Origin of the sequence: Halomonas sp. ND22Bw, assembly GCF_003011945.1 — a bacterium.
Classification (GTDB): Bacteria; Pseudomonadota; Gammaproteobacteria; order Pseudomonadales; family Halomonadaceae; genus Halomonas; species Halomonas halophila.
The window spans coordinates 47103-69992 of sequence record NZ_PXWD01000015.1 but is presented as its reverse complement, the minus strand read 5'-3'; the positions used below and the strand labels follow the sequence as shown (position 1 = coordinate 69992).

The window sequence follows — 22890 nt, the reverse complement described above, 5'->3', positions numbered from 1 at the left end:
GAAGGGGACGACGCCCTATGCCGTCTTCAAGAAAGGACTCCCCAAGGGGGCAAAGAAGGAGCCCAGGAAAACGGCAGAAAACACTGCTTAACTATAGGGAGCCCACGGGGGCATGTGTCAGGCGAACACCATCACTGTACACGTAGTTCATCCCTTAGGTCACGAATCAGCAAGTCGAGAACCCCAAGATTCGACGCCTGCCGCTTCAACAATGACCCCACCCTTCTCGTATTTAGATAATAACGGTGCTGTTTATCGCTTACTTCTCGATCTTTTAAAACTTCTGATAACTGATCAAGCAGCACTCGGTAGACCTCAAGAATTTCGTATGCTTGTATCAACACCGAATAAAGTTGTGCCGCAGCCTTTCTATTACGCTGCCGGCGGATTGCTCCTGCGAGCTTGACGAAATCTAACTTCTCAAGAACGAATTTCAACAATTCAAGCATGGCAACCCCATCTTTTCGCTCAGTGAAGGGCTAACGCCCGCTTAAGTGGTGAGCAACGCTACCACAACACTCAATTATTTCACCTTAAACACAAAAACCGATTCAAACCAAAACCGCCGAGCGTTGCGAATCCGTCTTGAAGCGTTTGTTATATTTATGCCGTATTGCACGATGGATAATCACGTTTTTTTTGGAAAAACTCCCAAATAGCTAACCTTTCAACAAGTTTAATATACGCCTTACTTTCTTTAGGCGGCTTATCCACTGGTAATACGGCAACATACAAGTTATCAGGCACTTCATTTAAGGGCTTGTTATCCAAGAATACTCTTGAATATGTATGTCCACCACTATGACCATTTTTCTTTTGAAAAGCTGAACGGCCGAATTGATATAGGCGATTTGACAACTTCTGGCTAGTAGTTTCACCAATATAGATAGTATGGCTTGCGTGTATACTACTATCTTTTTCAGGCGGACTTGAAAAGTGAGCCAGAGCATATACTCCTGGAAAACTCAAACCGTCGAGTTCTTTGTAGTGGGTAAATTTGACCCATTGACTAAACTTTGGAGTATTCATACTTTCCTTAAAAATATAACGCCGCGTTAAGGTGTGATGCACGCTTGGCTATACTTGAGCGAAGCGAAACTGCCAAGCGTGAGGAATCACTCTTAAACGCTTTGTTATGTGAAATTACTCGAATGTAGCTTCTTTACTCTGGTTGATTCTATATTCGAATGAAACCAACGATCTATCTGCTCCATGGCTTCTCGCTTTAATATCAACAAGCTTGATTGCAGCAAAGAAGCCATGTCGGTTGACCAGAGTAACCAACTCTCCAGTCTTTGGAGTTCTAGTTCTAGATGTGTAATCAAACTTTGAAGCATCTGTTATATCTTTAAAATCATTTGCTCCGTAAGCTAAAGCAATGCCCTCTATACTTCCAGGATCGTTGTATACGTGTATCGAGTTATTACTTGCACCAGAAAATTTCAACTCGAACAGCATACTTCCAGAGCCAATTGTGAAGCTACCGTTGTGATTATCGTAATCAAAGTTGACTTTGCCATTTAAACTTGGCATCACATATTGACTTGAACTGCTCTCAATAGCAGTCGCAATTGGACTTTTTGATGTTTCGAATGGGTTTTTACCTAGAGCTGGACGAGCTTTTATGCTCTCCCCATGGATTTCCTTGATTAAAGAAGAGTATGAATCTTCATAAGTAACTTCATCTCGAAAGTCTATATAACGCTTAGCCTGAAGAAATGTGGGAGTTACTTTACTTGCCTGATTGTTTCGAATAAGCGGAATAACTTTTTCAGAGTTTATATTGCTCATTAACTCTGCTGTTAAAATCATTTTTTCATAACCCACTCCACCAACACCTGAATTCGCCTTAGTAACATAATTTTCAGAGCAGACACAAATCACTCGATCTACGTCAGTTAACCCACTTTCCATAAACGAAGGTAAATCGCCACCAAGTCTCAGATCCCATTGGTCAAGAATTACATCAACTCCATTCTTTACTAACCTAGTAGCTAGGTTTAACACCCATTCTTTGTGATTTTCATTATCATGTGAGTACGAAATGAAACATCTTGGAACTGAACTCATAATTTTCCCTTTTCACATAACAGTGATTAGGTGGAACGCTCTGATATTGGATGAACGCGCCGACCCGTTCAACATTGTTATCAAGCCCGCCATTTCACACCTAACTCATTGATATCACATAAAGCTAAGAAAAGCTCGGCTTCCTATGCAGGATTCGCGTGCTTGCGCGTTTTGCCGGCACCAATGATACTGTATATATATCCATGCAAGAGAGGGCTACCATGGATACGCACAGCAAGCCGCCAAAGCTGATGGATCGCGTGAAGGCCACCCTGCGGGTGAAACGTTACAGCCTGCGGACCGAGAAGACCTACTGCTACTGGATCCGTTTCTTCATCCGCTTTCATGGAATACGGCACCCGACGGGTACGAGAGCCCCCGAGATGCATGGGAAAACCGGGACAGGACCGACCATTAATTAACCATTACTCGTTTAACGCATCGATGGTCCTGCCAGCCTCTTCTATCTGATGCTGACTAAACACCTGAACGCCATGCCGACGTAGCAATGCTGAAGTAACGCCCATACCGGCGATGCGATTACCTGAAAAGCTGCCGTCATAGATGAATGTGCTACCACATGAGGGACTACCCTCCGCCAGTATCGCTATTTCGATATCGAATCGCTGGCACAGCTCCAGAGCGATCGTGGCCCCGGAAACAAAATCTTCGGTAACAACTCCTCCGCCCTTTTCAACGACATCGGCTTCGCCAGCTAAGACATCAACCCCGTTTCCTTCGACAATCTCCGCAGGTTCTCTTGGAATGCTCATTCCTGACTCAACCTCGGGGCAGACCGAAACAATGCGGCCTTCATTTCTCCACTGCGCTATGAGCTGGTCATCCATCGAAAGACTTCCACCGTCGTACCGAACCCTTTTTCCTAAAAGGCAGGCACTCATCAATACTTTCCTCACACCAACATCCTCAAGCCAATCTTGTACTCACCCCAGCTTTCCTAACCAAGCACCGGCCTGAAAAGGCTTCTCTCATAGCTGACAATACAGTCGACCTTGTCCGCAAATTCAAATGCCTTGATACATTCAGGGTCTTCCAGGGACTTATGCCGGTATTCTTCATATGCCGACAAGCTCTCGAACGAGAACAAGGCCATGGCGATATTGTTAGCGCCTTCGGAGGGCAAGAAATAGCCGTGGTGTTGGCCGCCAAACTTCTCGACCAGCGGAATCCACATCCTGGCATATTCCTCAAACTCCCCTGCCTTCTTCGGGTCAATCACATATCTCACGGAGCAGGTGATCATTTGCTCAATTCCTTTTGAAATGGGGACACCCCCAGCATCACTCGCCCATCGGACGCGATGGCGACATTATCCAGTAAAGGCCTGCCCCAAGCCGGTCGACTCGGGGCAGGCTCACGTAACGTTACACCGATTCGGTTCGGCGGTGTACTCAGAATTTTCAGCCAAACTCGCCAGTTGAGAGGGGTGAGCGTTAGCTGCAATATAAACTATATGCCTGACTTCCTTTGGATATAGAAAAAATCTTCCCAAACAGGATATATAGCGGAGCTCTCCTGTTACCATCCACACTCAACCTCAGAGTCTAGACGAGTGCTTTAGTGTAGGTGTAGTGTTCCACCTGTGGGTCAAGGCCATTGACACTCGTATCAATGCGTCGATAGCCGTTATTCTCGTAGTACTGGTAGCTACACTTACTGTCAGAGTACAGAAAATAACCTTTTGCGCCCATGCTTGATAAGTAATTTTCAAATGCATTAACCAAGGTTTTACCAATCTGGTGACGACGGTAGCTTTTGTCAACACAAAAAAACAGCAGTTCACTGTCGAAATCATGCTCAGGCATTTGGCCGAATGACGCTTGCTGTTGCTTCAGGTCTCTAAGCACCTGCTGCCCTTCAGCAGTTTCTTTTAACGCTGCCTTGGCTTTCTTGACAATCCCTGGGTAGTCAAACGTGACAGCTTTCTCCCGAGTCATCCTTGTTGAGCCCAGTATGACTCCGCACATTTCTCCGTCATGTTCTGCTATCTCAGTAAAAGTGCTACGCATGAAATCCCCGGCCGCAAGAACGGTTGCCAGGTGTTTAAGAGCGTCCGTGTCTGTCACCGAAGTGAACACACTAAGGTCCATATTGGCGGCAAACATGTCGGCAATCGTATCAAAATCATGCCCGACTGCTTTACGGTAGTGAATATGCGTCATTTATAACCTTATTTTTCATTGGCATTGATTAAAAACAATCAACCTGAAAGGTACTGAACCGGGGCACGGGTATCCGCACGGTCCAGGAACTGCCGGGCCACAAGAGCGTCGAGACCACCCGGATCTGCCCTCATGTGCAGGGAAACGGCTTCGCGGGGATAACAAGCCCCTTGGGATAGCCACGGCTTCGTCAAGCTCAGGCACGCTACCGCCTGACCGACCAGCATCAACCACGGCACTCCAGCCGTCTGATGCGGTAGCCCCTGCGTCCCTTGTGTGGCCGTCTTTTGCGGCCTTATTAGCCGATCCTATTCTAAGGGGATATCGGCTGCAAAAGGCGCGTCTTGAAGTGTGCCGAATGGTGCATAAACGTGCGGGTTTGCAGGGGTTCGAGGCACGGGTAGGCTAGGAAACACCCCGCACGGAGAGAGCCACGGCATGTCACAACCGAGCGATCATCAGGAATCCGTCGACTCCAGGCCCGAGCACGACGAGGTAAAGAGCCGTCGGCTGAGGCTGGTCTACGACGGCGACTGCCCGATGTGTCGGCGCTACGTGCGCTGGCAGCGTATCCGCCGCGACGTGGGCGAGCTCGAGTTGATCGACGGGCGCCAGGAGAGCGAGGCGCGCCGCGAGCTCAGCGCCAAGGGCATCGACCTCGACCAGGGCTTCGCCCTGCAGATCGGCGAGCGCTGGTATCACGGCAGCGAGGCCCTGCATCGCCTTACCCTGCTCGGCACCCGCAGCGGCGTGTTCAACCGGCTGATGTATCGCCTGTTTGCCAGCCGCGGGCGAGCCGCCCGCCTCTACCCCTGGCTCAAGGCCTGTCGCAACGCCCTGCTGCGGCTGTGCCGCATCCCGCCCATCGACAATCTGCGCCGCTAGGCGACGGCGGGTCGTGATGTCCCGCTACCGGATCTCTCTCACCTCGACGACGGCGATCACATCTGCGATGCGTGCGGCCTCGGCCTGATGCTCTCCCCGATAGCCCTCGAGGGACGCCAGAAGCCGGGCTTTCAGATCGGCCAGATACTCGGCGTAGGCCGAGCGGCCGCTGTAATTCGTGAACAGGCTATCGGGGACACGCGCCAGCCAGGCGTCCAGCTCGGGGCGATGCGCGGCGAACCAGGCCAGCATGCTCTCCGGCTGATGCACCAGGGCCTCGGCGATGTACGGGGATACCTCGCCGCCCAGGGCGCCATCCCGCACCGCCCAGGTGTTGCCGAGCAGGTTGATGACCGGCACGACGGAGGTCTCGTCGTGCTGCAGAAGATCGACGATCTCCGCCTCATGCCGATGGAGCCACTCGCCGTTGACCTCAGCCAGCTCATCCGCCACGGCAGCGGTGCCGCACAGCATCAATGCCGGGATGAGACCTCGTTTCAAGATCTCCCCGTTGGAATACCCCCCAGATATCATTTCGGCTCCCTGGAAGCTTCGAGCGCCTGATCCATCCACCAAAAAGCCGCGCATCGTGATGCACGGCTTTCGCGGGTGCGCGGCACGCCATCTAGCTTAAGCGTTCTCCACCTTCATGCCGACACCGTCCGGGCGGGCCAGCAGCACCTCGCGGAAAGAGAGGTAATAGGCCCCGTTGAAGATCAGCAAGAACGCCGAGATCACTACCACCATGACGACGACGATCAAGGCCATCGAGGTGGTGAGGGCGGCGCCGGCCATGGAAACCAGCAGCAATAGAGCATAGAGCGTTGCGGCGTTAACGCCGAAGACCAGCAGCAGGAGAAGGTTCTTGAAGGTGGCCCGGAAGCTGTTCTTCAATGCGGAAAAAACGCTTTCGCCGGACACGATGATCTGCGGCACCGCGTAGAAGAGCAATGCCGTCACCATGAGGGCCCCGGCCAGGAAGAAGAGGACCACCAGCGACGAACCGCCCATCATCTCCGCCATCATGCGGGTGTAGGAGTAGCCATAAGGGCTGCCATACGAGTTCATGGCACCCATCATGGAGCTCCCCCCGAAGAGCTTCATCAGCAGGAACATCGCCAGCGCGAAGGCCGCGAAGATCACCAGCGCACTGACGAACAGCAGGAACATGCCCAGGAGGTTGCTTCCCTTGAAGCCACGAAACACGTCACTTACCCGAGGACGGTTCTCGGCCGCCCCGTGGAAGACGGCCATCATGCCCGATTGCAACAAGGCGGCAAGGAAAGTCACCACCACCAGGACAACCATCGTTCCGATGCCGATATGGTACGGCTGAAGCGATCCGACCACGACCTGGAGCAGCGTGGAGACCACGACCACGATCAAGTAGGCGGGAATGATCGTCCTCCAGTGCGCTCGAACCAGCCGAAACGCGTCCACGATCCAGCTCAGCGGCGGGCCTGACTTGATTTTGCGCACGCTGATCGCCGTCGACTCATGTGAAAAGGCATCGTGCTGCTCGTTCATCCTTGAACTTCCTTTAACTCGATTCGAATAGATACCGCTTTGTCTTGGCTAAGCGGCCGGCCAAACTAACAGAAACTTCATCATTCTTAATGCGCTATCGCTGACAAGCCTGTAGGAAATCGACCACATGCAGGAAACCTGAGGTCTCCAGGCGGTGGCGCGCGAGGTACCGATGCGTGCGGCGCACGACTGGCCGGTCGCACTGGTTCACGAAAATGCCGCCGGCCAGTCGGCCCGCGGCATGTTCTGCGGCTGATCAGGGCGACTCCTCCGGTTTAGAGGCCGTCCAGGTTGATCTCCACGCTATCCCCCAGCCAATAGGCATAGGTCGTATGGTCCTCGTAGTCGTCTCCTGTCAGCGCGTGAACGAGCACGCTCAGGTTGCCGCGGTGTTCATCCAGCCAGGGAATGAACGCGTCGAAGGACTTGTGGCTGAACGTGATCTGACAGCTCCACCTGGTGTGCGGCCCGACCAGCTTCTGGTGCACGCGCCCGACCTTCAGGCCGAATGTCTCCCCCGCTTCCGCGCAAAGGCGGGATGCGAAGTCCACCGTCTCTTCATCGAAGTAGACGTGAGCATGGTAGCCCTTGTGAATATTCACCGGGCGCTTCGGTTCGTTCATCTCAGCCTCGCTTATCGGCAATTTTTCTTTACATCTTAACGCTACCACTGATCCATGACGGCATGAAGCGGTGAGCCGCAGCCGACATTGCCCCTCGTATGAACGGTAGGCGATGTTCCGTCATGCTGCCGGCCTGGAGACGCCAGCCAAGGCGGAGTGGCCGCGTGAGCAGGGCCTGATGGGAGCTCCCCCGGCCGGGGATGCCGCTGACGGCGACCGGGGGAAGATCGAGGGCGGGAAATGGATCAGAAGTCGTAGCGCACGCGGGCCAGGGTGGCGTCGGCCTGGTCATCCGAGGTATCGGCGAAGGTGTGCTCCAGGTCGACCTGGAAGCCGTGCGGCAGCCGGGTCGAAACGCCCACGTACTGGTGATCGTAGTGATCGTCGCTGCCGTTGCGCATCTCCAGGCGGTCGCCGGCGACGTAGGGAGTCACTTCCTTCACCACGGCAGTGTCCAGCGGGATCGCGTACTTGGCGACATACTCCACACCGGCGGCATCGCCGCGGAAGAACCGGTCGGTATAGCCGGTCATGTACGGCACGAAGTTGCGATAGTAGCCGCCGCCCACCGAGAGGTACCACTGATTCGGCGTCCAGGTGATCGCGGCGCCGCTGTTTTCCTGACGATAGTGTTCGCTGCCCTGGCCATGCACCGTGGCGCCGGTGTTGCTGTAGGCCGCGCTGAGCACCAGGTCCGGCGTCAGCCGATAGTCGAGGCCCAGGGCACCGCCGCCGTTGCGACGGTAGTCGATGCCGTTGCTGACGTGCAGGTCCTCGTCCTGGAACAGCGCGCCGACGTAGAGCGAGGCGGGGCCGACATCGTAGCGATACTTGGCGCTGCGACGCGCGCGATAGGAGCCATCGTAGTCGCCGTCCAGACCGACGCCCGGCGCCTGGGCCTGCATGTCGTTATCCCAGACGTCGGTCTTGGCGCCGACCACGTCGTAGTAGACGCTGTTCTGCTTACCCAGGGTCAGAGTGCCGTAACGCTGGCTCTCGACGCCGAAATAGGCCTGACGCCGGGAAGTGCGGCGGCCGTCTCGGTCGTACTGGCCGTGCAGGCGCAGCACGTGCATCAGGTCGAAGCCCGGCTCGAAGTAGCCCAGCAGCGTCAGGTCGTCGTTGACGGCGTAGTCGGCCGAGAAACGCAGGCGACTGCCGCCGTCGTAGACGTTGTGCTTGTAGCTGCCGTCATCCTGGCTGCCCATCTCATTGAAGTACTGGGCGCGAATGCTGCCACCGATCTGAACCTCCAGCGGGTCCCAGAAGCCCGCGCCGCCGGGGTTGCCTTCGATCACCGTGACCTCGGCCTGGGCCAGCGAGGCGTGGCCGGCCATGACTCCAGCGAGCATGAGACCCGTGACGGCATGTTTACGCTTGAACGACATCATTCTGATCCTGTTGGTAACTGCGAGCCTGGGCTCGACATTGACGATTGAGAAAGCAAAACGCGGCGAATTCGGGATCGGTCATCACCACTGAGCTAAATCGGCATGAACGAATACGCCAGACCAAATAGTAAACCAGCGAATATTTGCTATCCATAATGTAAGCGAGTTAATTTATTTTTCGGCATCGAATCACGCCAGTAGCATCGAGCACGACGTTGCGCCCCGCCAAAGTGGCCAGGGCAGAAAAAAGAAGCAAAAGGAAGGCAAATGCCGCGAAACAGCAGAAAAATGAGAGGTGGGAGAAAGATGGAGGAAAGGCGCGGGATGTCAGACAACGACACAGGCAGCCCGGCCCCCGCTGACGCGGGGACGAGGCGCTCGCAGGACCGCTAGCCAGGGCCGGCCAGGAGGGTGCGGATCACCGCGTTCACCCGGGCCCGCTGCTCGAGCGCCGAGGGATGGCCGGCAGCGGGGATCATGACGATATCTCTCGGCCGAGAACACGGCCGCCCTGCTCGCGACCGCCCAGCCGGGTCAGGCCGTTCGGCGCGGCGATGCGGAAGAAGCGCTCCATCACCTCGCTCGGCGCCGGCCGGGTAAGCAGCGACACCGCGACGAACGTCGGCAGGTTGAGCATCAGCCCCCAGAAGCCGGCGTGGATGCCCAGCGGATGCTTCCACACGGTGGTGAAGGCCACGGTCACCACAAAGCCGCTGACGATGCCCGCCATCACGCCCCACTTCGAGGCGCGCGGCCACAGGAACATGCCGATGAAGGCCGGCAGCACCTGGGTGGCGAAGCCCAGCCCCACCAGCAGGATCATCACCAGGCTGCCCGGCTCGGCGATCGCCAGCGGTGCGATCACCAGGGCCATCAGCGGCACGATCATCCAGCGCGCCAGCTTGCCGGTGAACGCATCGGAGAGCCCCAGCAGCGGCTGCACGACGTCCTTGCTCCAGGACAGCGCCACCGAGTGGATGAACGGCTCGCTGGAGGACATCGACGCGGCCAGGGTGCCGGCACCGAGCAGCCCCACCAGCCATACCGGCAGGAACTGCATGGCATATTCGAGGACCACGGTGTCGCTACGCGCCAGGTCGGGCAGCGCGAAGATGCCGATGAAGCCCACCACCACCATCGGCAGGATCACCACGTAGTAGGTCGGCAGCCAGGTGGCACTGCGGCGGATGGTGCGTGCGGACGACGCGCTCATCCACTGGGTCCACACCGGCGGCATGAAGGAGAACATCGAGACGATGATCGAGGTGGTCCAGAAGCTGAAGCTCATGTCGCCACCGCCGCCGGGCAGGGTCAGGAAGTCGCCGTGCTCGGCCTGGAGCCGGCCGAACAGCGCACCGACGTCGAGCCCGCCGGTGGCACCGTGCAGCGCCCACAGCCCCACCGCCCAGGCCACCACCAGCATCAGCACGCCCTGGAAGGCGTTGGTACGGCCGATGGCACGCTGGCCACTGACGAACAGGTAGACGGCGATGCAGGCCAGCACCAGCGGCACCGCCAGCCATATCGGGATCGCCCCGCCACTCATCACGTTGAGGATGTAGGCGGAACCGATGGTCTGCAGCACCGCGTAGGCCACCGAGCCGATCGACATCACCAGCGCCGCCAGCGCCCCCAGCAGCGGGCTCTGGTAGCGGTCGGCGATGGCGCTGGCCTGGGTGACATGGCCGAAGCGCTCACCGAACTGCCACACCTTGGGGCCGAAGTACCAGGCGACCAGCGCCAGGTAGGCCAGATAGACGGCCACGTAGAACACCGGCACACCCTTGGAATAGGCCCAGCCCGGCGCGCCCATGAAGGTGTAGGCGCTCACGCTGCCGGCGGCGATCAGCAGGTACAGCGTCACCGGGCCCATGCTGCGCCCGGCCACGCCCCATTCCTCGAGGCTGTTCATGCGTCGCCCGGCCCGGGCGCGCAGGCCGATGACCATGGCGATGGCCACGTAGGCCAGGGTGATGAGAAGCGGCCAGGAACTAGTCATGCTCCCCCTCCTTGCGTTCGAGGACGCGATTGGCGATCAGCATCACGGCGAAGCAGGCAAAGATCACCACATAGCTCCAGACCACCAGCAGCGGCAGGCCGAGGACCAGCACGGCACGATTCACCCAGCCGATCACCGGCCAGATGCCCGCGGCGACCAGGGCGACGAAAGCGATGAGCAGCCCCCAGCCGGCGCGGCTGGTGGGCAGGACGACGAGACGAGATGACATGACAAGAACTCTCCCACGATGACGATGTGAGGCAATGCCTGAACGATGGACGCGGACCTTACTGCGCCGCGGGGGGAGAAGGCCAGCTCGGCGCAAGCGCCAGACGGGTCTCCAGCACCTTGGCCAGCTTCAGCACGAAGTGGTCGGCCAGCCGCGGGCCGATCAGCTGCACGCCTAACGGCATGCCATCGCGGGAAAAACCGGCGTTGAGCGACAGCGCCGGCTGCTCGCCCATGTTCCACGGCACGGTATAGACGATGTGCTCGAAGGGGCGACGCGGATCGTTGGTGGGCGATGGCCAGTCCGCGGGGAAGGCGACGTTGGGCGTGGTCGGCGAGATCACCGCGTCGACGTCGTCGAACACCGCCTCGGTGGCACGACGCATGGCCAGGGTCTGCTCGAAACCGCGCACCGCTTCCACGCCGCCGATCCGCCCGCCATCGTCGGCCCAGGCGAGGATCGCCGGCAGCACGCGTTCACGCTGCTCGTTCGACAGCGCCGACAGGGCATTCCACTGACGCACCCGCCAGAAGCGATCCAGGCCATCGAGCATCTCGCGCGTCATCACCGGCGCCATCGGCACCAGCGTGGCCCCTGCGGTCTCGAGCCGGGCGGCGGCGCTCTCCACGGCGGCAGCGATGTCGTCGTCCAGCGGCAGGCCGCAGCCGGCCTCCATCATCACGCCGATGCGCAGCCCCGACACGTCCAGATCGAGGTCGCTCCAGTCGATGTCCTCCGGCGGCAGGCGGGTAGCGTCGCGGCGGTCGGTGCGTGACAGAGCGGTCATCATCAGCGCGGCGTCGTCGACGCTACGCGTCATCGGGCCGGCACAGCGGCCCACGTAGTAAGGGTCGATGGGAATCCGCCCCAGCGTCGGCTTGAAGCCGACGGTGCCGCACCAGGCCGCGGGCAGGCGTACCGAGCCACCGATGTCGGTGCCCACATGCAGCGGGCCGTAGCCGGCGGCGGCGGCCGCTCCGGCGCCGGAGCTCGAACCGCCGGTATTGCACTCGAGCCGCCAGGGATTGCGGGTCAGGCCATGGAACGAGGACAGCCCCGAGGAGAGCATGCCGAAATCGGGACACGTCGTCTTGCCCAGCAGGACCGCCCCGTCCTCGGCGAGGCGTGCCGCCGGCGGCGCATCGTCGGCGGCCGGAGACTGGTCGCCGAGCCCGGTGCCGCCGGGCACCGGCTGACCACGGGTGGCGATCAGCTCCTTGAGCGTGACCGGCACGCCGTCCAGCGTGCCGCGCGGCTCGCCTCGCGCCCAGCGTTCGCTGGCGGCCTGCGCTGACGCCAGCAACGCCTGCGGACGGAAATCATAGAGCGCATTGAGGTGCGACTCCCAGCGCTCGACGTGCTGGACCAGGGCCTCGGCGGCATCCAGCGGCGACAGGCGCTTGTCACGATAGGCGGCCAGCAGCTGGGTGGCGGTCATCTGATGGGGATCGGTCATGAGGGCTTTCCATGATTGTTGTTGATGTTGTGGATGTCCTCAGACTGGCGCGTTCCCGTGTCAACAGCCATCACAATGATGACGCCAGGGCGTCCACTTTTTGTGTGCACCCTGCCCGCCCCCAGGCCGGCCACTGCCCTCTTCAGCCTGCGTCACGGATCAGTCCTGATCCCCCAGTCCCTGAAGCGCCGAGGCCAGCAGCCCCAGGCAGGCCTCGGTGGCGAAACTGCGCTGACGATGCCGATGCAGGCAAAGGTCGAGACGGGTGCGCGACAGTTCGCCCGGCGCCAGTGGCACGCTCGCCAGCCGGCCGTCGCGGCATTCCCGCGCCACCGCCATGGGCGGAAGAATCAGCAGCGCGGCACCGGCCAGCGCCAGAGCCTTCTGGGTCTCCAGAGAGGCGGTATGGAAGGTGGGCATCAGCGTGACACCCTGGTCACGAGCGGCCTCGTCCAGGGCCTGACGCACGCCGTAGTGTTCGTCGGGCAACGCCAGCGGGTGCTCGGCAATCTCGGCCAGGCGCAGCGCCCCCTTGCCGGCAAGCGGATGGCTCGGCGCCATCACCACATGGTGCTTCAGACTGCTGCTGGCAAACGGCTGGATATCGTCATGATGCGGCAGGAAGAAGGCCAGCCCGATATCGGCATCACCGCTGCGCAGCGCTTCGACGATCTCGCCGGCGCTGGCGATCTGGATATCGAAGCGCAAGCGCGGGTAGTGCTGCCCCAGGTCGGCCAGCGTCGGCGCCAGCAGCCCCGCCACCACGCCCTCGGCCACCCGCAGACTGACACGTCCGGTGCGCAGCCCCTTGAGATCGCCGATTTGTTCCTGGACCCGCTCCAGGTCTCGCAGGGTGCGTCTGGCCTGCACCGCCAGCAGTTCCCCGGCCGAGGTCAGGCGGATACCCCCGGGGCCACGCTCGAGCAGCGGCGCCCCGAGCTGGTGCTCGAGCAGATCGATCTGACGGCTGATGGCGGTAGGCGCGATATGCAGCCGTGCCGAAGCCTCGCGCAGCGAGCGACAGCGGGCGACCGTGTCGAAGTAGTGAAGCGCTCTCCACTGCATGGCTCAGACCGGCCGCGCGGCAGCAGACGGCGCGGGGCCTCGCGGAGAGAGATCCCGCCGCATGATGGTCACGGTCTCGCCGTGGTACTCGCGATCCTCCACGTCTTCCCAGCCCAGGCGGCGATAGAGGGGCTGCTGGTCCGGCGTGTAGAGATAGAAGCGCTCGACGCCGTGCGCCTGCGCCTCGGCTTCCACGCGGCGCACCAGCGCGGAGGCGATGCCCTGCCCCCGCCACGCCGGCAGCACATAGACCGAGGCCAGCCAGGGGGTCAGGTCGCGGCGGTCGTCCATGTCATCGACGACCAGGCTGGCCATGCCCACCGGGCGCTCCCCGTCCATGGCGGCAAATACCGAGGGCACGCCTTCCGAGCCGCAGTCGGCGCGGAAGGTGGCGATGGCGGCGGCACGGCGGCGACCGGGATGCAGGTGTCCCCACTCGTCGTGGGCCCAGCCGGCCAGGGTCGGCACATGAGGCGAATGAACCGTGATGCGAGCGAGTGACAAGCCTGAATCCATGGCGGGGGGCCTCCTTGGGGCGAGCGACGGGAAGAAAACGACGAAACCGCTCAGTATCCCGATTCTGGCCCGGACTCGCCAGCGAACCGTGACGCCCGCCCGGAAAGACACGGCCCGGCGGCATCGCGATGCCGCCGGGCCGTGAAAGAGGTGCGAAGCGCCTTACGCCAGCACGGCGGGCTCGTCGTGGCGAGGTCGGAACGACAGCCGCTCGGCGCCGGCGTCGTCGGCCACCCGGAAGCGCCCCACCAGCTCCGTCATCTCCTCGGCCTGATCGTCAAGCGACTTGCTGGCCGCGGCCGACTGTTCGACGAGGGCGGCGTTGCGCTGGGTGACCTCCTCGAGCTGGGAAATCGCCTGGTTGACCTGCTCGATGCCGGACGACTGCTCCTGAGACGCGCTGGCGATCTCCGACACGAACTGCGCGATCTGGCGCACGCCCTGGGCGATGACGCCGACCCGCTCGGTGGCGTCGCCCACCAGCTGCTCGCCGCGGTCGATGTTGGCCACGTTGGTATCGACCAGCCCCCGGATCTGGGTCGCCTGTTCGGCGCAGCGCTGGGCCAGCTTGCGCACCTCGTCAGCGACCACGGCGAAGCCGCGCCCGTGCTCGCCGGCCCGCGCCGCCTCCACCGAGGCGTTGAGCGCCAGCAGGTTGGTCTGGAAGGCGATCTGATCGATGGCCTCGACCATGGCGGTGACCTGCCGGTTGGAGTCCTTGATCTCGCCCATCGCGTCGCGGGTACGCCCGGCCACGTCACCCGCTTCCTGCGCCTCGCCTTCGAGCCGCTGGGTCAGGTCCCGCGCCTGGGCCGCCGAGTCCGCCGTCTGCCTCACGGTGGCGGTGATCTGCTCCATGCTCGAGGCGGTTTCGACGATCGACGCCGACTGCTCCTCGGTGCGCTGGGCTAGATCCTGATTGCCCTGGGCGATCTCGCCGCTGGCGGTGCTGACGCCTTCGGCGCCGCGCTTGATGTTGACCACCATGCGCTCGATGTCGTCGGTGGAGGCGTTGTAGGCCCGGTTGAGCTGCGCCAGCTCGTCGCTGCCCAGCACGTCCAGCCGCTGGGTCAGGTCGCCCTGGCTGCCGGCGATGGTGCTCAGGGTACGCTTGAGGGGCACCACGATGCTGCGCGTGACGAGAAGCGCCAGCCCGATGGCGATGCCCAGCCCCAGGGTTGCGCCGATCGCATAGCCGACGAAGGCCCGGCGAGCCTCGCCCCCGAGCTTGTCCGCGAGCGTCACCAGATCGTCTGCACCGAGGCGCACGACCTCGTTGAGCAGGCCGATGCGCTCGGTCTGCTTGTCGAACCAGGCCGTCGGCGACAGCCCGAAGCCACCCTCGACACCACGCTGTACGGCGGCCTCGCGCATCGCCATCACCTCGGCCACCACGGGGCGTTCGTTGCGTGCGTCCAGCGCCGCGACCAGCTCTGGCGGCGCCAGGGCACGGAAGGTCTCGTCGAAGGCACTCTCCTCGCCCAGCAGGTTCAGATAACGGCGATACAGCGCCGGCGTGAAGGCATCGGCGGCGAAGGCGTTGGACAGCAGCGCGCGCTCGATGCCGGCCCGCTCCTTGACCTCCTGCAACGCATAGAAGGCGCCCAGGCGCTGCACCAGCTCACCGTTGTCGGTGGTATTGGCGAGTGCCGCGACGCCGCCCAGCAGCTGGTCGTTGATCCCGGTGTAATAGCCGAGGGCCGCGGCGTTGTCGACGCTCATGTCGGTGATCGACCGACGCTGGCGATCGAGCCGGCCCAACGCATCCCGCGCCTCACCGAAACGCCGGCCGATACGCTCGCCGAGGGTATCGGCATCGACCGAGGCGAAAGCCGCCCGAAAGGCCTCGAGGCGCTCATCGGTGGCCCGGCGCTGTTCGTGAAGGGCATCGCCGAAGCTCGCGCCTTCGCTGCCCAGATAGCCGGCGCTCATGCCACGCTCGCGCTGCAGCTGATGCACCAGCGCCCCGGCGCGGCTGGCCAGCTCGGCGAGCGTCTCGAGGCGAGACATGTCGCTCATGGTGCGCTGACGCTCCAGCCCGCCCATCAGTGCGAACGTGATCAGCACGGCCAACGGCACGATGAGCGTCAGGGCGAACTTTCGACCCAGCGATAGACGATGCAACCATTTCATTCGTGATCCCTTCTTCTGTCATGACCCAGTCTCGCTCCCGGCCAGGCCAACGCCCACAGCGCCAAGCCTGCCACTTTCGTCTATCGACTCGACGGCCCTCGCCTTTATCGATTTATTCCCCGCTCCCATGACCGACATCAAAAAAGCCGCCGAGCGCACTCGGCGGCTTTCCCGTCATCGGGTGGTCGCTCCTATCCGCGGATGAACACCGCGTTGCCTGCGATCGGCACGCTCAGGATGCCGTTGCCCCCCGGCCGTCGGCGGCCCGCTCCAGGTCGGCGATGACGAGCTTTTCCATCTGCATCATCGCCTCCATGGCCCGCCGGGCCCGTTGGGGGTCGGGGTCGTGCAGCAGCTCGTGCATTCTGCGCGGCACCACCTGCCAGCGAAGCCCCCAGCGATCCTGAAGCCAGCCGCACTGGATCGCCTGGCCACCCTCGCTCAGGGCCGCCCAGTAGTGATCCACCTCGGCCTGGTCGGCGCAGTCGACATGCAGCGACACCGCCTCGTTGAACGGTACGTCGGGCCCGCCGTTCAGCCCCAGGTAGCGCGAGCCGTCGAGGGTGAATGCCACCAGCAGCGCCGCGCCCGCCGGCACGCTCGGCGTATCGGCCGGCGCCTCGAGCACCCGCTCGATGCGGGAATCCGGAAACACCGAGACGTAGAAGCGCGCCGCCTCGACCGCCTGTCCGTCGAACCACAGGCAAGGAGTGATACGGTTCATGGGGCTACTCCTCGATCACCATCGCGAACCCGCCATGAATCAGCCGCTTGCCGTCGAAGGGCATGGGATTGACCTCAGGCGACAGGCGCGGGTCCTCCATGATCCGCGCCATGGCCTGGTCGCGCACCTCCCGCGACGGCCAGACCAGCCAGGAAAAGACCACGCTCTCGTCGGGCTGGCACTGTACCGCCATGGGGAAGGACGTCACCTCGCCTTCCGGTACGTCATCGCCCCAGCACTCCACCACCTTGAGCGCCCCATGCTCCTTGAACACCGCCGCCGCCTTGCGCGCATGCTCGATGAAGGCCTGCCGGTTGGCGGTGGGCACGGCGGCCACGATGCCATCCACGTAGCTCATGGTGTCTCTCCTGTCTCGTCTTTCGGGGGCAAGTCGCGCACCGGGCGCACCTCGATGGTGCCCAGGCGCGCCGGAGGAATGCGCCCGGCCAGGCGCAACGCTTCGTTGAGGTCACGGGCCTCGAGCAGATAGAAGCCGGCCAGCTGCTCCTTGGTCTCGGCGAAAGGGCCGTCGGAGACCAGGACCTCGCCGTCGCGCACTCTCACGCTGGTGGCACTGCCTGTCGGCTGCAGCGCCTGGCCGGCCACGAAGTGGCCCTGCTCGCTCAGCCGCTCGACACCCGCGATGCATTCCTGGTTGAGGTCGTGCCACTCGCGCTCGGACATGGCCTCGATCAACCGCTCCTGGTAGTACACCAGCGCCACGTATTTCATGATCCTCTCCTCCCGTCAGGGGCATTGATCGCTCGGGGTGGCGACCATCCACTGCACGCCGAAACGGTCGCTGACCATGCCGAAGCCCCTGGCCCAGAAGGTGGCCTCGAACGGCATCAGCACCTGACCGCCCTCGGCCAGGCGCTGGAACACCTGAGCCGCCTGGTCGACGTCGTCGTAGTCGAGAAACAGCTGGGCGCCCTGGGGCGGCCGGTCGCCGTCACCCGGCATGTCGGCCCCCATCAGGCGATGACCGCGGACATTGAGCGAGGCATGGGCGATACGGTCGTGCCACTCGGGCGGCACGTCCTTTGCCGCCGGCGTCTCGCCGTAGGTCAGGGCCGCTTCCAGATGACCAACGGTGACCTCGGCGTAGAAGGCCATGGCCTCGCGGCAGCTCCCCGGAAAGCTCAGGTGGACCTGGAGCCCCCGAGGCATGCGCGCCTGGGCAGCATGCCGCTGCAGCCCTGCTCCCGGCGCGAAGTCCTGGAAGGTGAAGTAGCGGCGCAGTTCCAGCGTGACGTCGCCGTCCTCCCGCGGCCAGTCCCTGGCCCACTCGACAGCCTCTTCCAGGGAGTCCACCTCGAGCACGGTATAGCCTGCCAGCAGCTCGTCGGTGGCCGAGAACGGGCCTTCGGTGACTCGCGGCTCGCCGTCGCGAAACGCGATGCGACAGCCCTCCCGACTGGGTCGCAGGCCATCTCCGGTGACGAAGACGCCGGCGCGGATCATGCGCTCGTTGTAGTCTCCCATGGCCTGCAGCAGTTCCTGGCTGGGCAGCACGCCTTCCTCGGTGGCGGCATCGGCCTTGCGCATCAGCATGTATCGCATGACATCACTCTCCTGGGGGATGGTAGTCATGAGTCGTGCAGCACCGCCGAGAATCGACAGACCGGCGAGATTTTTTTCCGTCGCGTCAATCGCCGGCGCCGACGAGCGCCTCCAGTCGACGCGCCAGCAAGCGCCGCTCGGGCTCCTGCAGGGAAAGCGCCAGGGCTTGCCGATAGGCCTGCCGGGCCGCCTCGAGATGGCCGGCGCGCCGATGCAGGTCCGCGCGGGCAGCGTGGAAAAGAGGGTAGTGATCGAGACGATGACGCTGGGACAGGCGATCGAGCAGGACCAGTCCGACGTCGGGGGAATCGCGCATGGCCACGGCCACCGCCCGATTCAGCTCGATCACCGGCGAAGGCTGAACCCGCAGCAGGGCCTCGTAGAGACGCACGATTCGTCCCCAGTCGGTGACCTCGGCGCGAGGCGCCTCGGCATGCACGGCGGCGATGGAGGCCTGCAGGGTATAGGCACCGACAGGCGACAGCGCCAGGGCGCGCTCCAGCCAGGCATGCCCGATCTCGATCTCCCCAACATCCCAGCGGCGGCGATCCTGCTCCTCCAGCGGCACCAGCTCCCCGTGGTCATCCTGGCGCGCCTCGCGGCGGGCATGATGGAGGTGCATCAGCGCCAGCAGCCCGAACACCTCGCCTCGGGGCAGCAAGCCGGCCAGGGACTCGCCGAGCCGGATCGCCTCATCGGCCAGCCGCACGTCGACGACTCGTTCACCGCGGCTGGGCGAATAACCCTCGTTGAAGATCAGGTAGATCACGCCCAACACGCCGGGAAGCCGCACCGGCAGATCGGCGGCCTCGAGCACGTCAAAGGGAATGCCGGCGGTGCGCAGCCGGCGCTTGGCGCGGACGATGCGCTGGGCCAGCGCGGCCGGCCGCTGCAGCAGCGCGCTGGCGACCTGCTCGGTGGTCAGCCCGGCCATCTCGCGCAGGGTCAGCGCCAGGCGATCCGGCATGGACAGGATGGGGTGGCAGCAGATGAACAGCAGCCGCAGCAGATCGTCCTGGATATTGCGGTTCCCCTCGGCCTCGGCCTCACCCTCGTCGGGCACCAGCAGGTGAGCATGCTGGCGAGCCGTCTGCCGGCGCCGGATCTGGTCGATGCCGCGCCGTTGACCGACCCGAATCAGCCAGGCCACCGGCGCGTCGGGCATGCCCTCCTCCGGCCAGCGGGACACCGCCGCGGTGAAGGCGTCGTGCAGCGCCTCCTCGGCGGCATCGAAATCGCCGAGGTGGCGAATCAGCGTCGCCAGCACGCGCGGGGCGTGCTGGCGATAGAGTGAGGCGATGGAGACATGGTCCGGCATGGCTGGTCGGCTCCGGGCGCCGCGGAGAAGTGACGCGTTCGACGTCAGCCACCAGCATAGCCGCCGCCAGGCCGAGAGGCCGTCAATCGGCGAAGGTGATATCGGCCACTTCCACCACCTCACCGCTGACACGCACGTCCGCCAGCTGCATGCCTTCGATGACCAGCTGCACGGCGATGCGGCTCGGCCGTCCCGTGAAGCGTCCCTGGGCGATCGACAGGGTCGAGCCGTGCACGAGCCCGTGCTTGTGCAGATAGGCCGCCGCGGGACCGGCGGCACTGCCGGTGGCCACGTCCTCGATCCTCCCGGCGTTGTCCCAGGTGCGCCCCTCGAAGTGCTCCACGTCGAGCACGTAGACGAACTTGGCCCCGTGGGCCTCCAGCAGCGGCGACAGGTCTGCGACCCGGAAGACAACTCGCTCCAAACCCCCACTCACCGGCAGAATCAGGTAGGGCAGGCCGGTGGAAACCACCTCGGCCGGATAGCGACGTCGCCCATCAAACTCCAAGCCCAGCGCCGCCAGGATCGCCCCGGCTTCGTCGTTCGTCAGCGTCTTCAAAAACTCGGGCCGCCCCTGGGCCATGGTCGCCGTGAAGCGGCCGTCTCGCCAGGCGCTGGTTAGCTCGACCGTGCGCCGGCCCAACCTCACCCGCCACTCGTGCAGATCGCCCTCGCCGAAGGCGTGGTGCAGATAATAGGCCAAGCCCAGCAGCGGGTGTCCGGCGAAATCGAGCTCCTCCTCCAGAGTGAATATCCTCGCCACGAAGGCATCCCCCTCGCGCCAGACGAAGATCGACTCGAACTGACGCATCTCCCTGGTCAGGGCCTGCATCTCAGCCGTCGACAGGCCCTCAGCCTGTGGAAAGATCGTCAGCCCGTTGCCGCTGAGCCGTTCAGCGCTGAATACGTCTACCAGTTTGGCGTTCATGTCGCCCTCCGAATGAGTGTCCATGACGGACCTCGAGGCCCTGCCTTCAGCCGAGAATGAACACCACGCAGCCGGCGGTCAGCGCGCCCATGGTGCCGTTGAACGCCCGCCAGGCGCGCGGTCCCTTGAGCCAGCGGCCGATGGCCATGCCGAAGCCGGCCCACAGCGAGATGCAGGGGAAGGCGATCAGCTCGGAGACTCCGGCCAGCAGCAGCGCGTTGATCACGGTATTGCCGCCCTCGGGCAGGAAACTCGCCATCAACGTCAGGCCCATCACCCAGGCCTTGGGATTGGCGAACTGGAAGGCGGCCGCCTGCCAGAAGCTCAGCGGGCGGCCCTCGGTATCACCAAAGCTGGGCGGCGGCGCGGTGGCAATGCCCCAGGCCAGGTACAGCAGGTAGAGGCTGCCGACCACGCGCAGCGCCGTCTGCACCATCGGGAAGCGCTCGAAGACCAGTCCCAGGCCCAGCGCCACCGCCGTGAACAGCACGAAGCAGCCGCCCATGATGCCCAGCAGGTGCGGCAGGGTGCGCCGGTAGCCGTAGTTGGCCCCGGAGGCGGTCAGCATCATGTTGTTGGGCCCCGGCGTGATCGTCATGGAAATCATGAACAGGGCGGCGGGCCCCAGGGCGACCAGAGTGTCCATCGAAATTGTACCCCTACATTTTTGAGTTAATTGATTCCTTTCTGCCGGCTTTTTTGAGCATAATGGGCACAATTACGCCGTCAAAGGTTTTATTGTCACCATGACAATATGGATCCCCGAACTGCCCCAGGGCGGCCCGCGCTACCGCCGCATCGCCGAGGCCATGGCCGCGGCGATCGGTGCCGGCGAGCTCGCTCCGGGCGAGAAGCTTCCGCCCCAGCGCCAGCTGGCCGATCGTCTCGGTGTCACCGTCGGCACCATCACCCGCGCCTATGCCGAGGCCCAACGCCAGGGCTGGGTGGAATCCCGGGTCGGCAGCGGCACCTACGTGCGCCGCGCCGCCGAGGAGGACCACCTGCCCTTCTTCCGCGCCGGCCAGCCGGCGGGCGACGGCGTGATCGACATCAGCATGAGTCTGCCGCCTCCGCACCCGCTGCGCGCCCAGGGGCTCAAGCGCGCACTGGAAGGCATCACCGCCTCGGCCGAGACCATGCTGGCCGCCACCGAATATCAGCCCGAGGCCGGCAGCCAGGCCCAGCGGGCGCGCATCGCCGCCTGGCAGGGCCGTCTCGGTCTGCCCGACGACCCGGAGCGGCTGCTGATCACCCAAGGCGGCCAGCACGGCATCCACCTGCTGGTGCATCACATCGCCCAGCCCGGCGACCTGGTGGCCGCCGACGCCCTCACCTACCCGGGCTTCGTGTGTGCCGCCCAGCAGGCTCACCTGCGCCCGATGGCGGTGCCGATGGACGCCGACGGCATGGACATGGACGCCCTGGCCCGGCTGTGCGCTCGCCAGCCGCCGCGCCTGATCTACACCACGCCGGATCTCAACAACCCGACCGGCGCGCGGCTCGGCGAGGCCCGACGCGAACGCCTGGTCGCCCTGGCCCGGGAGCACGACATCTGGATCATCGAGGACGCCGTGCAGTACCTCCCCGAAGAGCAGCGCGGCACGCCGCTGATCGCCCTGGCGCCGGAGCGCACGCTGCACGTCTTCAGCACCTCCAAGGTGATGGCCGGCGGCCTGCGCATCGGCAGCCTCACGGTGCCCGAACGGCTGCAGGAGCGGCTGTGCTCGGCGCTGCGCTCCCAGAACTGGATGGTACCGCCGCTGATGGTGGAGGCGGCCTGCCGCTGGATGGAGGATCCTGACAGTCGCGAGCTGCTGCGCTGGCAGGTCGAGGAACTTGCCGCGCGCCGCACGCTGGCCCTTGAACGCCTGGCCGACTACGGGCCACAGAGCCGCGAGGGCTCGTCGCTGATCTGGCTGCCGCTGCCGGCGGGACGCCGCAGCAGCGAGGTGCAGGCGCTGCTCGCCCGCCGCGGGGTCAAGGTGTCCACCCCCGAGCCGTTCTGCATGGGCAGCGAGCCGGCGCCTCAGGCCATCCGCCTGTGCCTGGGGCCGGCCGAGACCCGTGAGACGCTCGAACACGCGCTGACCATCGTCGACGAGCTGTTGAGCGAGCCACCCACCTCGCCCTGGCAGACGCTCTAGGTGCTTTACGAAAACGATCTGCGCTCGCCCATACGGCGTTAAAAATCGGCTCAAAGCCCCCATTTACACCGCGTAAACTCCGTCTTTTCACCGATTTTTGCCTTGCGACCCACAGGGAGGTGGGAAGTGCGTTGGC

26 protein-coding genes are annotated in these 22890 nt (G+C 63.0%); 3 read left to right on the top strand and 23 right to left on the bottom strand.

Going from position 1 to position 22890, the window contains the following annotated elements; all coding sequences use genetic code 11:
- Positions 1-131 precede the first annotated feature (131 nt).
- The 3 genes from CVH10_RS25355 to CVH10_RS15405 form a co-directional block, all read right to left on the bottom strand.
- Complete coding sequence (locus CVH10_RS25355) at positions 132-449, bottom strand: hypothetical protein (RefSeq protein WP_146142943.1); 318 nt, start codon at positions 447-449, stop codon at positions 132-134.
- 154 nt (positions 450-603) lie between these two features.
- A complete protein-coding gene (locus CVH10_RS25350; RefSeq protein ID WP_146142942.1) occupies positions 604-1029 on the bottom strand; it encodes a hypothetical protein in 426 nt (141 codons plus the stop codon).
- 114 nt (positions 1030-1143) lie between these two features.
- Positions 1144-2070: a toll/interleukin-1 receptor domain-containing protein gene (locus CVH10_RS15405; RefSeq protein ID WP_106489161.1), complete on the bottom strand. Its 927-nt coding sequence runs from the start codon at positions 2068-2070 to the stop codon at positions 1144-1146.
- 221 nt (positions 2071-2291) lie between these two features.
- On the opposite strand from CVH10_RS15405, the gene CVH10_RS26545 reads away from it, so the two are divergent.
- Positions 2292-2492: a phage integrase N-terminal SAM-like domain-containing protein gene (locus tag CVH10_RS26545; protein WP_369335824.1), complete on the top strand. Its 201-nt coding sequence runs from the start codon at positions 2292-2294 to the stop codon at positions 2490-2492.
- Positions 2493-2495: 3 nt separating this feature from the next.
- On the opposite strand, the gene CVH10_RS15395 is transcribed toward CVH10_RS26545, so the two are convergent.
- The 3 genes from CVH10_RS15395 to CVH10_RS15385 form a co-directional block, all read right to left on the bottom strand.
- Positions 2496-2972: a DUF523 domain-containing protein gene (locus CVH10_RS15395; RefSeq protein ID WP_106489159.1), complete on the bottom strand. Its 477-nt coding sequence runs from the start codon at positions 2970-2972 to the stop codon at positions 2496-2498.
- Positions 2973-3028: 56 nt separating this feature from the next.
- Entirely contained in the window at positions 3029-3334 is a 306-nt protein-coding gene (locus CVH10_RS15390) for an NIPSNAP family protein (RefSeq protein ID WP_106489158.1), read from the bottom strand.
- A gap of 301 nt (positions 3335-3635) precedes the next feature.
- Complete coding sequence (locus tag CVH10_RS15385; protein ID WP_081945826.1) at positions 3636-4253, bottom strand: GNAT family N-acetyltransferase; 618 nt, start codon at positions 4251-4253, stop codon at positions 3636-3638.
- 438 nt (positions 4254-4691) lie between these two features.
- Here CVH10_RS15385 and CVH10_RS15380 point away from each other — a divergent pair, with 438 nt between their 5' ends.
- Complete coding sequence (locus tag CVH10_RS15380) at positions 4692-5138, top strand: DCC1-like thiol-disulfide oxidoreductase family protein (protein WP_106489157.1); 447 nt, start codon at positions 4692-4694, stop codon at positions 5136-5138.
- A 24-nt stretch (positions 5139-5162) separates the two neighbouring features.
- Here CVH10_RS15380 and CVH10_RS15375 read toward each other — a convergent pair whose 3' ends face one another.
- The 17 genes from CVH10_RS15375 to CVH10_RS15295 form a co-directional block, all read right to left on the bottom strand.
- Positions 5163-5639 carry a hypothetical protein gene (locus CVH10_RS15375; RefSeq protein WP_146142941.1) on the bottom strand — a complete coding sequence of 159 codons (477 nt, stop codon included), beginning with the start codon at positions 5637-5639 and terminating at the stop codon, positions 5163-5165.
- A 129-nt stretch (positions 5640-5768) separates the two neighbouring features.
- Positions 5769-6665 carry a hypothetical protein gene (locus CVH10_RS15370; RefSeq protein WP_035595649.1) on the bottom strand — a complete coding sequence of 299 codons (897 nt, stop codon included), beginning with the start codon at positions 6663-6665 and terminating at the stop codon, positions 5769-5771.
- Positions 6666-6940: 275 nt separating this feature from the next.
- Complete coding sequence (locus tag CVH10_RS15365) at positions 6941-7288, bottom strand: DOPA 4,5-dioxygenase family protein (RefSeq protein WP_035595651.1); 348 nt, start codon at positions 7286-7288, stop codon at positions 6941-6943.
- Between the two features lie 245 nt (positions 7289-7533).
- A complete protein-coding gene (locus CVH10_RS15360; RefSeq protein ID WP_181244422.1) occupies positions 7534-8640 on the bottom strand; it encodes a porin in 1107 nt (368 codons plus the stop codon).
- A gap of 514 nt (positions 8641-9154) precedes the next feature.
- Entirely contained in the window at positions 9155-10678 is a 1524-nt protein-coding gene (locus CVH10_RS15355; protein ID WP_106489155.1) for a sodium:solute symporter, read from the bottom strand.
- A complete protein-coding gene (locus tag CVH10_RS15350) occupies positions 10671-10907 on the bottom strand; it encodes a hypothetical protein (RefSeq protein WP_035595660.1) in 237 nt (78 codons plus the stop codon). Before CVH10_RS15350 ends, CVH10_RS15355 begins: the two co-directional genes overlap by 8 nt.
- A gap of 58 nt (positions 10908-10965) precedes the next feature.
- Positions 10966-12363, bottom strand: coding sequence for an amidase (locus CVH10_RS15345; protein ID WP_106489154.1), 1398 nt, complete (start codon positions 12361-12363; stop codon positions 10966-10968).
- Between the two features lie 159 nt (positions 12364-12522).
- Positions 12523-13428: a LysR family transcriptional regulator gene (locus CVH10_RS15340; protein ID WP_106489153.1), complete on the bottom strand. Its 906-nt coding sequence runs from the start codon at positions 13426-13428 to the stop codon at positions 12523-12525.
- 3 nt (positions 13429-13431) lie between these two features.
- Positions 13432-13944, bottom strand: a complete 513-nt coding sequence (locus CVH10_RS15335; protein WP_106489152.1) for a GNAT family N-acetyltransferase — start codon at positions 13942-13944, stop codon at positions 13432-13434.
- Positions 13945-14106: 162 nt separating this feature from the next.
- On the bottom strand, positions 14107-16077 hold the full coding sequence (locus CVH10_RS15330) for a methyl-accepting chemotaxis protein (RefSeq protein WP_369335823.1): 1971 nt from the start codon (positions 16075-16077) through the stop codon (positions 14107-14109).
- A 232-nt stretch (positions 16078-16309) separates the two neighbouring features.
- Positions 16310-16801, bottom strand: coding sequence for a VOC family protein (locus CVH10_RS15325; RefSeq protein WP_106489151.1), 492 nt, complete (start codon positions 16799-16801; stop codon positions 16310-16312).
- Between the two features lie 4 nt (positions 16802-16805).
- Positions 16806-17159, bottom strand: coding sequence for a DUF1428 domain-containing protein (locus tag CVH10_RS15320; RefSeq protein WP_035595672.1), 354 nt, complete (start codon positions 17157-17159; stop codon positions 16806-16808).
- Entirely contained in the window at positions 17156-17533 is a 378-nt protein-coding gene (locus CVH10_RS15315; protein ID WP_035595674.1) for a YciI family protein, read from the bottom strand. Before CVH10_RS15315 ends, CVH10_RS15320 begins: the two co-directional genes overlap by 4 nt.
- A 15-nt stretch (positions 17534-17548) precedes the next feature.
- Positions 17549-18364, bottom strand: coding sequence for a YciI family protein (locus tag CVH10_RS15310; protein WP_106489150.1), 816 nt, complete (start codon positions 18362-18364; stop codon positions 17549-17551).
- 85 nt (positions 18365-18449) lie between these two features.
- Entirely contained in the window at positions 18450-19682 is a 1233-nt protein-coding gene (locus CVH10_RS15305; protein ID WP_106489149.1) for an RNA polymerase sigma factor, read from the bottom strand.
- A gap of 82 nt (positions 19683-19764) precedes the next feature.
- Positions 19765-20610 (bottom strand): PhzF family phenazine biosynthesis protein, encoded by an 846-nt coding sequence (locus CVH10_RS15300; protein ID WP_106489165.1) that lies wholly within the window; start codon positions 20608-20610, stop codon positions 19765-19767.
- A gap of 46 nt (positions 20611-20656) precedes the next feature.
- Positions 20657-21256: a LysE family translocator gene (locus CVH10_RS15295; protein ID WP_181244421.1), complete on the bottom strand. Its 600-nt coding sequence runs from the start codon at positions 21254-21256 to the stop codon at positions 20657-20659.
- A gap of 100 nt (positions 21257-21356) precedes the next feature.
- Between CVH10_RS15295 and CVH10_RS15290 the strand changes: the two genes are divergently transcribed.
- On the top strand, positions 21357-22754 hold the full coding sequence (locus tag CVH10_RS15290) for a PLP-dependent aminotransferase family protein (RefSeq protein ID WP_106489148.1): 1398 nt from the start codon (positions 21357-21359) through the stop codon (positions 22752-22754).
- Positions 22755-22890 lie beyond the last annotated feature (136 nt).

Bases quoted from the DNA above. Each gene is read 5' to 3' on its own strand.
- CVH10_RS15390 (WP_106489158.1), bottom strand. From the start codon at position 3,334: ATGATCACCTGCTCCGTGAGATATGTGATTGACCCGAAGAAGGCAGGG.
- CVH10_RS15290 (WP_106489148.1), top strand. From the start codon at position 21,357: ATGACAATATGGATCCCCGAACTGCCCCAGGGCGGCCCGCGCTACCGC.
- CVH10_RS26545 (WP_369335824.1), top strand. From the start codon at position 2,292: ATGGATACGCACAGCAAGCCGCCAAAGCTGATGGATCGCGTGAAGGCC.
- CVH10_RS15315 (WP_035595674.1), bottom strand. From the start codon at position 17,533: ATGAAATACGTGGCGCTGGTGTACTACCAGGAGCGGTTGATCGAGGCC.
- CVH10_RS15295 (WP_181244421.1), bottom strand. From the start codon at position 21,256: ATGGACACTCTGGTCGCCCTGGGGCCCGCCGCCCTGTTCATGATTTCC.
- CVH10_RS15365 (WP_035595651.1), bottom strand. From the start codon at position 7,288: ATGAACGAACCGAAGCGCCCGGTGAATATTCACAAGGGCTACCATGCT.
- CVH10_RS15350 (WP_035595660.1), bottom strand. From the start codon at position 10,907: ATGTCATCTCGTCTCGTCGTCCTGCCCACCAGCCGCGCCGGCTGGGGG.
- CVH10_RS15330 (WP_369335823.1), bottom strand. From the start codon at position 16,077: ATGAAATGGTTGCATCGTCTATCGCTGGGTCGAAAGTTCGCCCTGACG.
- CVH10_RS15325 (WP_106489151.1), bottom strand. From the start codon at position 16,801: ATGAACCGTATCACTCCTTGCCTGTGGTTCGACGGACAGGCGGTCGAG.
- CVH10_RS15310 (WP_106489150.1), bottom strand. From the start codon at position 18,364: ATGCGATACATGCTGATGCGCAAGGCCGATGCCGCCACCGAGGAAGGC.
- CVH10_RS15380 (WP_106489157.1), top strand. From the start codon at position 4,692: ATGTCACAACCGAGCGATCATCAGGAATCCGTCGACTCCAGGCCCGAG.
- CVH10_RS15345 (WP_106489154.1), bottom strand. From the start codon at position 12,363: ATGACCGATCCCCATCAGATGACCGCCACCCAGCTGCTGGCCGCCTAT.
- CVH10_RS15340 (WP_106489153.1), bottom strand. From the start codon at position 13,428: ATGCAGTGGAGAGCGCTTCACTACTTCGACACGGTCGCCCGCTGTCGC.
- CVH10_RS15305 (WP_106489149.1), bottom strand. From the start codon at position 19,682: ATGCCGGACCATGTCTCCATCGCCTCACTCTATCGCCAGCACGCCCCG.
- CVH10_RS15335 (WP_106489152.1), bottom strand. From the start codon at position 13,944: ATGGATTCAGGCTTGTCACTCGCTCGCATCACGGTTCATTCGCCTCAT.
- CVH10_RS15300 (WP_106489165.1), bottom strand. From the start codon at position 20,610: ATGAACGCCAAACTGGTAGACGTATTCAGCGCTGAACGGCTCAGCGGC.
- CVH10_RS15385 (WP_081945826.1), bottom strand. From the start codon at position 4,253: ATGACGCATATTCACTACCGTAAAGCAGTCGGGCATGATTTTGATACG.
- CVH10_RS15360 (WP_181244422.1), bottom strand. From the start codon at position 8,640: ATGCTCGCTGGAGTCATGGCCGGCCACGCCTCGCTGGCCCAGGCCGAG.
- CVH10_RS15355 (WP_106489155.1), bottom strand. From the start codon at position 10,678: ATGACTAGTTCCTGGCCGCTTCTCATCACCCTGGCCTACGTGGCCATC.
- CVH10_RS15320 (WP_035595672.1), bottom strand. From the start codon at position 17,159: ATGAGCTACGTGGATGGCATCGTGGCCGCCGTGCCCACCGCCAACCGG.
- CVH10_RS15395 (WP_106489159.1), bottom strand. From the start codon at position 2,972: ATGAGTGCCTGCCTTTTAGGAAAAAGGGTTCGGTACGACGGTGGAAGT.
- CVH10_RS15370 (WP_035595649.1), bottom strand. From the start codon at position 6,665: ATGAACGAGCAGCACGATGCCTTTTCACATGAGTCGACGGCGATCAGC.
- CVH10_RS15405 (WP_106489161.1), bottom strand. From the start codon at position 2,070: ATGAGTTCAGTTCCAAGATGTTTCATTTCGTACTCACATGATAATGAA.
- CVH10_RS25350 (WP_146142942.1), bottom strand. From the start codon at position 1,029: ATGAATACTCCAAAGTTTAGTCAATGGGTCAAATTTACCCACTACAAA.
- CVH10_RS25355 (WP_146142943.1), bottom strand. From the start codon at position 449: ATGCTTGAATTGTTGAAATTCGTTCTTGAGAAGTTAGATTTCGTCAAG.